Below are 12,995 nucleotides of genomic sequence, written 5' to 3'. Positions count from 1 at the left end.
ACCAGGCCGCAGATCAGCCGCTCTGCAACCGACGCATCCACACCGTTCGATTTACCTCTCAAGGCGACCGAGAGATCGAGCTTCAGCGTCGTTTGGATGTTTCAAAGCCGCGTTGGTCGGCGTTGGTCGAGGGCGCGATGTGCTCACCGCTTGCGAGACACGCCGCAAGTACGTCCATGTAGGCTCGGTGGCGGCATCCATGCCGCCACACGGTCCCGCAAGCGGTGAGCGCATCGCACCTGCTCATTTGGCTGTGTGCTGATGGGAACCACAACGCCGGCTGCGTCCAACTGACGGTGGGCGTAGGAGTTTTGTTGGCCGCTCCAGGTCTTGCGTTGATCCGTCGGTCATTCCCGCTGATCTGCGCGGTGATCGCTTGCCAGCAGAGCTTTAGATGCACGATGTCACTGCGACACGTCACAATCACTTTCGCCTATGTCGGACCTCCTCCATGAGCAAACCTTTTTCGCCGGCCTCCGCGCGCAACCGTGACCCGATCCTTGCGGTATTGCATCGGCACTTTGCCGACCGTCGTCATGTGTTGGAGATCGGTGCAGGCACCGGGCAGCACGCGGTGCATTTTGCGGCGGCGATGCCGTGGTTGCGTTGGCAGGCGAGCGATCATCCCGATCATCTGCCGGGCATGACGCAGTGGTTGGGCGAGGCTGCATTGCCAAATACGCCGCCACCGATTGCATTGCAGGCGGTGCTGACGCCGACGCCGGGTCTGGCACCGGCACCGCCGTTGCCGATCGTGCAAGCGGGAGAGGTTGCCGGCTATGACGCTGTATATAGCGCCAATACCTTGCACATCATGGGCTGGCCGCAGGTGCAGGCCTTGTTTGCGGGATTGCCTGCGGTGATGACGCCGGATGCGCTGTTGGTGGTGTATGGACCGTTCAACCGCGATGGACAATTCACCAGCGACAGCAATCGCGCATTCGATGCGATGCTGCGCGAGCGCGATGCTGCCTCGGGGATTCGGGATGCGGAGGCAGTGGATGCGCTGGCGGCTTCGGTGGGATTGCAGTTGATCGACGATGTGGCGTTGCCGGCAAATAATGTATGTCGGGTGTGGCGGCGAGCGTAAGTCGGTTGCTTTTTTGAAAAGCATGCACACCGACATTCCGACTGGTCCTTGCCCGCCCACCGTCGCGGGACCTTACGCGGCATGGATGCCGCGTAAGAGCTTACAAGGACGTACTTGCAGCGTGTCCCGCGATGGTGGGCGGGCAAGGGCCCTGCAGCAAAGCCTCAGATCAGCCGCTCTCCACCTGATCCTACGGCCACGACATGGCACTCAAAATTTCGAGTCGTTAAAGAGCGGCATCGTACCCATGCGCTGATGCAGGTTGGCGCGGCAGCAACTCAGCGCCTGCGTCGTTCCAGCCACCACAGAGCTGTGGCCAGCGTGAGCCAGGCCAGTAGCCACGGCCAGCGGGTGCCGGGTTGGGTTATTGGCGTGCCGAGGGTCGCGTTTGTGTGGGTAGCGGCGGCCATCGCAAGGGTGGCGTCGCGGGTTTGTTGGGTATGCACGGTGGGGGCGTCGGCGGGCGCGCGGACGTAAAGCCAGCGTTGGTCTTTGCCGGTTTGCAGGCGATGCCAGCCTGCGCTTGTGGGCCAGTACGCGGCGCAGGCCTGGGCCTTATTTGTGGGATCTGGCAGCAGCGGTTGGGCTGTGCCGGTGGGGCCAGTGACATGCGCGGTTGTGGCGATACCGCACAACGTCATGCGCTGTTGCGACCAGCCTTCTTGCAGCGGGGCGGATGCGGTGCCGCCCGCGCGGGCGACGGCGCCGAACAGCTGCGCCCACAGCGCGGCATGCAGGTCGCTGCGGCCGGCCAATACCAACGCGAAGCTGTCTTCGATCAGGGCGATGCCGATGCGGCCCCGGCCTTGTGCGTGCCACCAGCCCAGCGCGCTGCCGTCGTCGGCGCGTGCTGCAATCACTGCCTCGGCATCTTGCGGTTGCAGATCGCGGCGTTGCAGCGGTGGAAGTGTGGGAGTGTCGGCAGGGGCTGCAGCTGGATCGATGGACGGTGCGGCCGATGACAGCGATCGCGGGGCGGCGATTGCAGTGCTGGTCGTTCCGCCGGTTGTCGCAAAGCCGAGCGCGTTGAGTGCTGCGCGGGTGCCGGCATCCAGTGGTCCGTCGGTGCGTACCAGCACGCCCAGGCCGCGGTCGATCGCGGCGCGCACGGTTTGGCGTTGCGCGTTGCCCAGCGTGACCAGGCGGCGTTGGTCGATGACCAGCAGGTCGAGTGTGTCCAGGCTGGTGGCGTCCAGTGCGGCGCTCTCGCCCAGTTGCACGCCGGGGCCGACCGCGATCTGGCTGCGCACGTCCAGCCCGGCATCGTTGGCCCAGCGGCGTAGATATTTCAGTTCCGGCTGCGGTGCGCCGGCCAGCAACAGCACACGCGCGGGCGGCACTGCGGTGATCAGCACCGGCACCTGCACGCGGCTGCGTTCGGCGCCTGCGGCATCGCGCAGGCGCAGCGCGAACACCACCTGCCCTGCTACGCGCGCCAGGCCACGCAGATGCACCTGGCCGGTTGCGTTGGCTACGGCGGTGTCGACCACCTGGCCGGCGGGGTCGAGCAACTCCACCCGTGCTGCCGGCAGGCCCTGGACGCGGGCGCTGATGGCGAAGGTTTCGCCGGGGGCGACCGGTGACGTTGGCGAGACGGCGACCAGACCCTGCGGTGCCGGGCCAAGCGCCAGTCGCAGCGGTACGCCAAGTGCATCGCGGTCGCGTGCCGGCAGGCCGGTGCCATGCACGACCACTGCGGTGGTGCCGGGCGCGCGGCGCAGGGCGGTGGCCAGATCCGGTACGCGTGCCACGCCTGCCAGCGCAGGCGCTTCGGGCAAGGCGACCCATTGCGCCTCATTCGGGCCGAGCTGAGCTGACGTGGTGCCCGCGGTGGCGACGTGCAGCTCGCTCGTGCTGCCAGCGCGCGGTGGCGGCAGCAGCACCGGGTACAGCAGGCCCGCGAGCAGCGGTTGAGCGGCGAGCAACAGCCACAGCCTGGCGCGGGAATGTGGTTGCCGAGCGTGCGCGCGTAACAGCCGGAACCAGCCGACCACCACCACCAGAAAGAGTGCCGAACCGACCAGCCAGGGCAGTGACAGCGTCATGGCTGCGGCTCCCGGCGCAGTGCATCCAGATAGCGTTGGCCGCGTGCGTCAGGAGTGGCGCGTCGGTGGACGGGTGCGGGCGGGGCGATGAGGGTGCGCCAGACCTGGGCACGCAGTTGGGCGCGACAGGCGGCGCAGCCGGGTTCGGTGCGCAAGGTTTCTACTGCCGCGGCCAGGCTCAGCGGGTCGTGCAGGCGGTCTTGCTGGCGTTGCAGCCACTGCGCGTAGCGGGCCAGGGTGGCGTCCGACACAGGTGCGGGTTCGCCAAGCGCGTCCCACAGTTGCAGCGCGGACGGGTCGGGATCCGGGCGGGTGTCCAGCCCGGCGGCACGGTCGCCCAGGCCGGCGCGGTCGCCGCTCAGGCGCCGGCTGGGGTCGATCGGCGGCAGCTGGGTGCCGACCCGCGCCAGGTAGATGCGTTCGGCCTGCTGCACCTGCTTGATGAAGCCCAGCGCCTTGTTGGCAAAGGGCAGCGCGCGCCCGGGCTGGCCCTGGCGCAGCTCGCCCTCGGACTGCCACATCTGGTCCAGCGCGGCGCGCAGTAGCGCGCGCGTCTGCGGGTCGAGCAGGGTGGCGGCTTCGGCGTGGTCGTGGGTATGCCCGAACTCGGAGAGCACATCCTGCGCCTGGCCGAAGCTGCTGCGCTCGGGCCGGCCGTTGTTGTTGCCGTGGTCATGGTCGTGGTCATCCAGCGCGGCGGCGCCGGGTTCGGATGCGGCGTCGCGCTTGTGGTCGTCGTGCCCGTGTTCGTCCTGGGCGGGCGCCTGCGCAGCTGTCGCAGGCGTTGCCGGTGCATCCGCAGTGGGCATGTCGGCGGTGGGCAGATCGTCGGCCGGTGCGTCGCTGGTGGGCGGGGCGTCGGCGGTCGGCGGGCCCTTGGGTGTGCCTTCGCTTTCTTCGCCGAGGAATTGGCCGTAGCGCAGCCGCAACAGGCGCTGGTCCACGCCGATGGCGTCGGACCGCTTGAGATAGGCATCCGGAGCCAGGCGCGGCTTTTCCTTCAGCAGCGCCTCGGCGTCGATGATGATCTGGCGCTGGCTGCGGAAGTAAGCCGGCAAGGTTTGTTTGACGCTGGCTTCCAGGCCGGCGGCCAGGGTCTGTTCGGGCGGCGGCCAGCGCAGGATCACGCTGGCGCTGCGGCCTTCCTGCGCGGTGGGTTGGCGGGTGTCGTGGACGATCAATTGGGCGATCAGGTCGTCGCCGGCCGCCATGCCCAGGGCCTGCGGCTGCAGCGTGGTGGAAAAGCCGCGCTGCCTGGCCGGGCCGCTGCCGGTGAGGGTGCGGCGCTGGGTCTTGAAGGTGATGTTCTCGCCGCTGCCCTGGGCCAGGGTCAGGCGCAGCTCGGCGGTGGCGGCCACCGCGTAGTCGTCGCTGGCTTCGAAGCGCAGCGTCCAGCCGGCATTGGTGGGCGTCCACAGCACCAGGCTTTGTTCGGGCGCGAGCACGCGCACCTGCGGCGGGCGATCCGGCAGTACGTCGAGCCGATGCAGCTGGCGGTCTGCCGGCGCACCGTCGATGAGGATGCGATACAGGCTGGCGCGCTCGGCGATCCACTGGCCTTGCCACTGATCGCTGCTGCCTTGCCGGGCCAGCGCGATGAGGCGGCCGTCGGTGAGCCGCAGCGCCACGCTGCGCGGGGCGGGGCTGACCTGCAGCTGCCAGTCCAGCCGGGTGCCGGTTGGCACGCGCGCATCCAGGCCGGGCAGGCGTGCGGACGGCAGGCCGGTGTAGGCGCGCGGGGTGCTGTGTAGCCGGGCCTGACGCAGCGTGGGAGCGCCGTTGCCGGCACGGGCGGCGGCGACGTGGTCCTTGCTAGGAGTGGGCTGGGTGGCGCGGTGTGGCCACAGCAGCAGTGCGACGCAGGCCAGCAGGCCGAGCAGGCTCCATGGCCAGGCACGCCGCCACGGCCAGGCTGGGCGGAGATCGCGCGGGGTGCTGCGCAGCCGCTGTTCCAGGCGCTGCCGTTGCAGGGCCTGCAAGGGGCCGAGCTGCGCGGTCGAGGCGAACAGCAGATCGCTGCTGTCTTCCAGATCCGCTTCGCGATCCAGCCGGCGGATCAGCCAGGTCTGGTCGAGTCGCCGTGCCGCCAGCATCGCCGCCCCAATCAGTGCCAGCAGGCCCAGGAGAAGCAACGGCACGATCGCCACATGCGCACCACTGCGCCACGCCAGTAGCGCAGGCAGCACGGCCAGCGGTAGCCCGAACAGCAGCACGCCTGCGGCCTGCCGCCGTCGCGCGGCCTGCCATGCTTCGTGCAGCGCCGGCGTGCTCATGCCGCGTTGCTCCGGCGTGGCGCTGTGGCCAGCCAGCGTTCGGCCGCGAACAACAGCAGCACCAGGCCGATCAGCCATGGCGCCAGCGGCCACGGTGCGGCGGTCAGGCGGATAGCCGCAGGGCCACGCTGTGGTTGTTGGGTCTGTGCCAGCGCACGCTGTGGTGCGGGCGTCGATTGCAAGGCGTCATGCAGGCGGGTGGGGAAATCGGCATCCAGCAGCGCAGGCAGGTGCTGCGGTTGCAGCGGCGCAGCCCAGCGCAACAAACGTCCGCGCCCGAACGCGATGGCATCGATCAGCGGCGCGCCGTGCGCGTCTTGCAGCAGTGGCTGCAGCGGGCCTGCAAGTGCGGGCGGGGCCGGCGTTTGCGCAGCGATCAGCAGTTGCCCGCCGGCCGCGACCCAGGCAATGACCGGCGCCGGCGGTGGACGCTGCGACAGCCATGCCACCACCGTACCGGGTGCCCAGCGCGCAGGCACTGCGGTGTTGGGCGCGCTGACCGGTAACGCGCCAGGCAATGCCCAGGCAGCATGGACGGCGCGCAGATAGCGCAATGCCGGATCGGCGGGGGCGTCGGCGATCGCCTGCAGCCGCAGCGGTGCGACAGCTGCGGCAGGGGCGAGCGGCGATTGGCCGGGCAGCACCTGCCATTGCACGTTGCGCGACAGCTGCAGGCGCTGGGCATCCAGCGGCCCCCATTGGCTCGGCACGATCACGCTGAGTGCGGTGTCCGGCGGCAGGCTGGCATCGAGCTCGCGTAGCAGGCTGCCGACCGCTTGCGTGGTGCCGGCGGTCGCGGTGTATGGGTTGGTCGCATCGGCATCGATCGGAGGGAAGCCCGGCGCCAACCACACCCACTGCGCGTTCGCTGCGTGGCTGAGCGCGCGCGCCTCGGCCACATCCACGCCAGGACTCACCGCAATCCGCGGGCGCATATCCTGATGGTCGCGCAATGCCGGCTCGGCCAGCAGCAACGCCAATGCCGCGAGCAACAGCAAGCGCACCAGCAGCAGCGGCCATTCGTCGAAACGCACACGATGCCGTGGGCGCGGCAGCGCACGCAGCCAGCGCAGCGCGGCGAAGTCGGTGGGCCGGTGTTCGCTGCGGCGTGCCAGGTGGATCAGTAGCGGCAGCAGCAGTGCGGCCAACGCGGCCAGGCCGGCGGGGAAGAGCAGGAGCAGGTTCACGGCCGCGCCACCTCAGCGGCGTGCGCGATGAGGTGCAATGACGGTACCTCGCTGAGACGGGAGTATCGGCTCATCGCCGCGCACCCTGCCCAAACAAGTCGCGCAATGCCGCGTCGGGTGGTGCATCCAGATAATGCAGCGCATGCGCAATGCCGGCGGCCTGCCAGCGGGCCTGCCGCGCGCGCTGCGCATCGCCGAAGCGTTGCAGATACGCATCGCGCATCGCGGCGCCATCGCCGAGCAATTCTTCGCCGGTTTCCGGATCGCGGAAGCGGTGCCCGCCGCTGAAAGTGAAATCGCGTTCGTCGCAGGTCAGCACTTGCAGCTGGATCACTTCGCGGCGTGCGGCGGCAAGTTTTTCCAGCGCGCCGACCAATGCTTCATCGAAGCCATCGCCGATCGACAGCACCAGCGCATGTGCGGCGATGCGTTCCCACAGCGGGCGTAGCGCATCCATGCCGGGCCAGCGTCCACCGGCGCGCAGACGCTGCAAGGCCAGCCAGAGCCGGTCGCGTTGGCGTGGACCGCCGCCTGCCGGCACCGCCACCAGGCCATCGCCGTGCACGGCGAACAAGCCCACTTGATCGCCCTGGCGCAGCGCCACTTCGGCAGCGCATGCGGCCAAGGTCGCCATCGCCTGCAAGCGCGTGTAGGCAGGGCGTGCCTGATCGGTCTGGCCCGCGGAGGCGGTGGCATCGAGCAACAGCCACAGCGTGAGCGGGCTTTCGCGCTCGGCTTCGCGCACGAAGAAGCGGTCCGAGCGCGCGTAGAGTTTCCAGTCGATCTGGCGCAAGGCATCGCCAGGTTCGTAAGCGCGGTATTGCGAAAATTCCAGCCCGGCACCACGGTTGCGGCTGGCGTGCTGGCCGATGCCGTGCGCGCTTTGCGCGTGGCGCGCATGCAGCTGCAAACCGCGCAGGCGGCTGCGCAGCTCGGCAGGAATCAACGCCGGCAGGTCCACGCTCACGCTACTGCGCGCCTCACGCTGGGAACGGCACGGCGCGCAGCAGCGCGGCGACCACATCGTCGGCGCTGCGTTGTTCGGCCTCGGCCGCAAACGACAGCAGCAGGCGGTGGCGCATCACTGGCGCGGCCAGCGCAATGACATCGTCGCGGGTGGCGGCAAAGCGGCCTTGCAGCAATGCGCGTGCCTTGGAGGCGAGCACCAGCGATTGCCCGGCGCGCGGGCCGGCGCCCCACCGGATCCATTGACGCACCTCGTCGCTGGCCTGCGGGCCGGGCCGGCTGGCCCGCACCAGGCGATTGATCCAGGTCAGCAGATCCGCGCCGACATGCACCTGCCGCACCTGTTGCTGCAGCGCCAACACGTTGTCCGCGTCCATCACCACCGGCACCTGCGTAGTTGCGGTGCCGGTGGTCTGGGTGAGGATGTCGCGCTCTTCCTGCTCGCTGGGGTAATCGACGCGCACATGCAGCAGGAAGCGGTCCAGCTGCGCTTCCGGCAGCGGATAGGTGCCGGCCTGTTCGATCGGGTTCTGCGTGGCCAGCACGAAGAACGGCGCCGGCAACGCATAGGTAGTGCCGGCGTAGCTGACGGTGCGTTCGCTCATCGCTTCCAGCAATGCGGCCTGGGTCTTGGGCGGGGTGCGATTGAGCTCGTCGGCCAGCAGCAGATTGGTGAAGATTGGCCCCTGCTGGAAACGGAACTGCCGATGCCCGGTGCCGTGATCCTCTTCCAGCAGCTCGGTGCCGAGGATGTCGCTGGGCATCAGGTCGGGAGTGAACTGCACGCGGCGGAACTGCAGCTCCAGCGCTTGCCCGAGCGAGCGCACCAGCAGCGTCTTGCCCAGGCCGGGCGCGCCTTCCAGCAGGCAGTGGCCGCCGGCCAGCAGGCCGATCAGCAGTTGCTCCACCACCGCGCCCTGGCCCACCACCGCCTGGGCCAGGGCCGCACGCAGCGCGCCGAGTTGGGAGAGCTGGTTGGCGAGAATGTCGTCGTTGGGGGAAGTCATGGGGAAGTCTCGTTATGTGACTGCTGGCGTAGGAGCGCGCTTGCGCGCGACGCTTCACCGGGAAATCTTCATCGCGCGCCAGCGCGCTCCTACACGGCGGTCAATTGGTCAACGCATACATCACGATGTTGACGCCGAACCTGGTGTTGTCTTCGGCCAGAAATCGCTTGTTGCGCCAGTCGTAATCCCATTCGCAGCCGTAGTCCTTGTTGCTGTACAACACGCCGAGCCGGCCATCGATGCTGATGCCCTTGAGGTAATCGTGCACCAGATCGTCGCCCCAGCCATTGAGTTCGAAACTGGTGGCCGGTGGGCCATCAGGAAACTTGAAAAATGCGTTGTAGAGGCGATGACTCTTGGGCAACTTCTGCAGCGCGGTCTTGCCGAAGATGGATGTCATCTGCGCTTCGAACGAGGTGGCGAACAGGCCATCGATATCGTGATTGCAATCGTCCACGAACACGAAGCCGCCATTGCGCACATAGCGCTCGAAGTTGCGCCGCTCGGCCGGGTTGAATTCCACCAGCTTGTGCCCGGCCAGATAGCAGAACGGTGCCTGCAACATGCGCGGATCGGCCAGATCCAGCACGTGCTCCTGCGGGTCCACGCGCAGCTGGGTGTAGTCGATCAGCGAGGTGATCAGGTTGGACGGCATGCGCGCATCCACATCCCAATCGCCGGAGTCGTAACGCAGCCGGGTGAACCAGAAATCGTAGTTGCCGGCCGCGCGTGCACGCAGCGGGAGCGCCAGGGTGACGGCGCTACCGAGCAACAAGCCTAGGAAGTGGCGCCGCGAAGTGGGAGCCGGGAGACCGGGAACGGGAGCCGCAAGCGCCTGCAAGGTATCAGTCTGCAAAGAGCGGCTTCTGCGCTCCGATTCCCGAATCGCCACTCCCGAATCCCGGCTCCGACTCACACCGCATCCGACAACGAGGTAAACGTAAAGTCGCGCAGACGCATCGGCGGGATCATCATCACGAAGTTGGATTCGTCACCGGCCACCCGCACCGGCTTGCCCAGTTCGTCGATGTTGTTGAGCATGATCACCGGCGATTCGTTGAAGCGGAAATTCTTCACCGGGTACTTGATCTGCCCGTTCTCGATGTAGAAGGTGCCGTCGCGGGTCAGGCCGGTGAGCAGCACGGTCTGCGGGTCGACCATGCGGATGTACCAGGTGCGCGTGACCAGGATGCCCTTCTCGGTGCCGCGCACCAGCTCGGCGATGTTCTTGTCGCCGCCGGCCATCAGTAGGTTGCCCGGCTCGCCGATCGCGCGCTTGCCGTTCTTCTGCGCCCAATAGCGCGAATACTGCAGGTTGGCGATCTTGCCGTTTTCCACGATCGACATCTTCTCGCGCGGCAGGCCCTCTTCGTCCCACGGCAACACTGCGGCACGCGCATCCCACGGGTCGGCGGTGATGTTCACGCGCGGGTCGTAGACCTGTTCGCCGAGCTTGTTGCCGCCGCCTTTCTTGGACAGGAAGCTGCGGCCTTCATCGGCGCGGCGCGCGTCGAAGAAATTCATCATGAACGAGATCAGCCCCGCAGCGGCGGCCGGCTCCAGAATCACCGTGTACTTGCCCGGTTCCAGCGCCTTGGCTTCGGCCGAGTCGCTGGCCTTGCGCATCGCAATGCGGATGTCCTGCTCGGCCTTGAAGTCGGCCGCATCCTTCAGATTGCGCCCCACCCAGCCCGAGCCGCGGCCGTCTTCGGTGCGCACGGTGCAGGTGTAGTCGAAACGTGCGCCACGCTGGTAGCCGAAATTGCCCTTGCTGTTGGCGAATGCGGTGAAGCTCTGGCCATCCTCGAGAAAGCCGGCAGCGATCAGCCCCTTGCCCTTGCATGGGGCGATCGAATCGGCGGCGACCTGCGCGCGAAACGCCGGGTCGATGGCGGCAGTGGAGTCGCTGAAGGTCGGGCTGGCGGTATAGGTTTGCTTCTCGACCGCCGGCATGAATTCCGGATTTTCCGGGGCCAGGCGGGCCAGATCTTCGGCACGCCGCACCACGCGTTCCAGCGCGGCGTCGTCGAACTCGTTGATGGTGGCGATGCCTACGCGCTTGCCGAACGCCACCTGCACCTGCAGGTCGGTGTTGTCGACGATGCCGCTGGTGGACACGTTGTTGAGTGCGAAACGGATATTGCCGTCGATCGCGCCGGTGAGCGTGGCGGTGCACTCATCGGCCTTGGACAGTTTGATGACCTTGTCCAGAATGGCCTTGGCCTGCGCTTCGGTAAGGATGCTCATATGGGTTTCTCCTGATCAGCCGAGCGAGCGGGCGGTGTTGATGACGTTGATGCCGTCGAAACGGGCGGTGGACGAGCCGTGCGAGACCGCCGAGGACTGGCTCGGCTGGCCTTTGCCGTCGAAGAACGAGCCACCCATGCGGTAATCGCGTTGATCGGCCACGGCGCTGCAGGCGTTCCAGAATTCCGGGGTGCGGATCTGGTAGGCCACATCCTCAAGCATGCGGGTGATCGCGCCGTTCTTGATTTCGTAGAACAGCTGGCCACCGAACTGCGCGTTGTAGCGCTGCTGGTCGATGGAAAACGAGCCATCGCCGATGATGTAGATGCCGTTTTCCACGTTCTTGATCAGGTCGCTCACGCTCAGCGGCGTCTTGCCGGCCGCCAGCGAGACATTGGCCATGCGCTGGAACTGCACGCTCGACCACGAGTCGGCGTAGCAGCAGCCATCGGAGGCGGTCTTGCCAAGGATATGCGCCTGATCGCGAATGGCCTGGTAGTCCACCAGCTTGCCGTCGCGGATCAGATCCCACTGCTTGGTCTTGACGCCTTCATCGTCGTAGCCCACCGCACCCAGGCTACCGGGCTGGGTCTTGTCGGCCAGGATATGCACCTTGTCGCTGCCGTACTGGAAGCCGGCCTTGAGCTTGTCGAGCGTGGCGAAGCTGGTACCGGCGAAATTGGCCTCGTAGCCGAGCACGCGGTCCAGTTCCAGCGGGTGGCCGACCGATTCGTGGATGGTGAGCCAGGTATGCGAGGGGTCTAGCACCAGGTCGTACTTGCCCGGTTTCACCGACGGTGCCTTGAGCTTTTCCTGCGCCTGCTTGGCCGCCGCAATGGCGTCTTCCTTCATGTCGTAGGACAGGCCGTAATTGACCACGCCGTTGGGCGAGACGAACTTGCCCGAGGCCGCGCCATCCAGATATTCGTAGCCCAGGCCCATCGGTGCGGAGAGTCCGTCGCGGGTGCGGAACTTGCCGCTGGCCTTGTCGATGGCAGTCACGCTCATCGGTGCCCAGATGCGGTGCACGTCCTGATCGATGTAGGAACCATCGGTGCTGGCGAAGTACTTCTGCTCGTTGACCACGAACAGCATCGAGTTGACGAAGTTGGCGCCGGCCGCGGTGGCGGCGGCATTGACGCCGAGCAGCAGGTCCACCTTGTCCTTGATCGGCACTTCCATCGCGTTCTTCTTGATCGGCGTCTTCCAGCTCACCTCGCCCACGCCGGGCGTTGGCGCCAGTTGCACGGGTGTGCCCTGCACCTTGGCATTGGCCTTGGCGATCGCGGCGGCCTGCGATGCGGCCTTGGCCACGCCCTGTTCGGTGAGATCGTTGGTGGCAGCAAAGCCCCAGGCGCCAGCTACGAGCACGCGGATGCCCGCACCGATGGATTCGGTGTTGACCACGTTCTGCACCTTGTCTTCGCGGGTGATGACGAACTGGCGCAGATAGCGGCCGATGCGCACATCGCAGTAGCTCGCACCGGCCTGACGGGCTGCGTTGAGGCCGGCATCGGCCAGGCGCTTCTTGCGGCCCACATCCAGTTGCGTCAACAACTGCTCGGCGGCAATGGCCTTGCCGAAGTAGGCGGGCACGATCAGTCCACCCATGGTCAGCCCGGTCAGGGCCAGGAAATCACGTCGTTGCACGGGCAACTCCCCAATAGTCCCGCGCGGCGCGCAGGTAGTCTGGTGACGCACAGATGGGTATCTGCACGGTATCGCCGATTCTTGCCGGGCAATGAACGCTGCGTCAAATGACTTTCGGCATGGGTGCAGCGGCAATCGCTGTGCTCGCATGAGTCGAGCGGCACACGCTGCCTGCATGCAAATGTGGCGAACGGGGCTGGTAGCGTGTGCTTGCTGCGCCATCGCGTCGACACGCGATGTGATCGATGACAGGCGTGCATTATCTTATTGGCGGTCGTGCAATGCGCGACGCGCACGCCATCGTGCCCAGTGCCTGCTTCATATGGCTCAGAGAGACTAAAAATGAAGCGATCGTCTGCGTGTTGGCTGCAGGGCCCTTGCCCGCCCACCTACAGCGTTTGAATGCATCTAAACGACACCATAACTCGATATCTTTGTTGCTATGAGCTGATTGAACGATGTAGACGCTTCAGTGGCAGAGCGATAGGGCTGCAATTTCGCTGCAGGGCCCTTGCCCGCCCACCATCGCG

Annotated in this window: 9 protein-coding genes; 1 reads left to right on the top strand and 8 read right to left on the bottom strand. The window is 66.9% G+C overall.

What is annotated here, in order from left to right:
- Positions 1-451 precede the first annotated feature (451 nt).
- On the top strand, positions 452-1,090 hold the full coding sequence (locus AC1KVG_RS21530) for a DUF938 domain-containing protein (RefSeq protein WP_481095772.1): 639 nt from the start codon (positions 452-454) through the stop codon (positions 1,088-1,090).
- A gap of 278 nt (positions 1,091-1,368) precedes the next feature.
- On the opposite strand, the gene AC1KVG_RS21525 is transcribed toward AC1KVG_RS21530, so the two are convergent.
- The 8 genes from AC1KVG_RS21525 to AC1KVG_RS21490 all read right to left on the bottom strand — a co-directional run bounded on the left by AC1KVG_RS21525 (position 1,369) and on the right by AC1KVG_RS21490 (position 12,465).
- Positions 1,369-3,135 carry a carboxypeptidase regulatory-like domain-containing protein gene (locus tag AC1KVG_RS21525; protein WP_481095771.1) on the bottom strand — a complete coding sequence of 589 codons (1,767 nt, stop codon included), beginning with the start codon at positions 3,133-3,135 and terminating at the stop codon, positions 1,369-1,371.
- A complete protein-coding gene (locus AC1KVG_RS21520) occupies positions 3,132-5,408 on the bottom strand; it encodes a hypothetical protein (protein ID WP_481095770.1) in 2,277 nt (758 codons plus the stop codon). Before AC1KVG_RS21520 ends, AC1KVG_RS21525 begins: the two co-directional genes overlap by 4 nt.
- Entirely contained in the window at positions 5,405-6,595 is a 1,191-nt protein-coding gene (locus tag AC1KVG_RS21515) for a BatA domain-containing protein (RefSeq protein WP_481095769.1), read from the bottom strand. Before AC1KVG_RS21515 ends, AC1KVG_RS21520 begins: the two co-directional genes overlap by 4 nt.
- 70 nt (positions 6,596-6,665) lie before the next feature.
- On the bottom strand, positions 6,666-7,562 hold the full coding sequence (locus tag AC1KVG_RS21510; RefSeq protein WP_481095768.1) for a DUF58 domain-containing protein: 897 nt from the start codon (positions 7,560-7,562) through the stop codon (positions 6,666-6,668).
- A 13-nt stretch (positions 7,563-7,575) separates the two neighbouring features.
- Complete coding sequence (locus AC1KVG_RS21505; RefSeq protein WP_481095767.1) at positions 7,576-8,568, bottom strand: AAA family ATPase; 993 nt, start codon at positions 8,566-8,568, stop codon at positions 7,576-7,578.
- Positions 8,569-8,668: 100 nt separating this feature from the next.
- Positions 8,669-9,484: a DUF4159 domain-containing protein gene (locus AC1KVG_RS21500; RefSeq protein WP_481095766.1), complete on the bottom strand. Its 816-nt coding sequence runs from the start codon at positions 9,482-9,484 to the stop codon at positions 8,669-8,671.
- The gene (locus AC1KVG_RS21495) at positions 9,481-10,815 is read right to left on the bottom strand and encodes a TldD/PmbA family protein (protein WP_023902027.1); all 1,335 of its coding nucleotides are present in this window, start codon (positions 10,813-10,815) and stop codon (positions 9,481-9,483) included. Before AC1KVG_RS21495 ends, AC1KVG_RS21500 begins: the two co-directional genes overlap by 4 nt.
- Positions 10,816-10,830: 15 nt before the next feature.
- Complete coding sequence (locus AC1KVG_RS21490; protein ID WP_043888811.1) at positions 10,831-12,465, bottom strand: TldD/PmbA family protein; 1,635 nt, start codon at positions 12,463-12,465, stop codon at positions 10,831-10,833.
- Between the last annotated feature and the right edge of the window lie 530 nt (positions 12,466-12,995).

Source organism: Xanthomonas sp. NCPPB 3959 (genome assembly GCF_056675575.1).
This window is presented reverse-complemented; position numbering and strand designations above follow the sequence as displayed.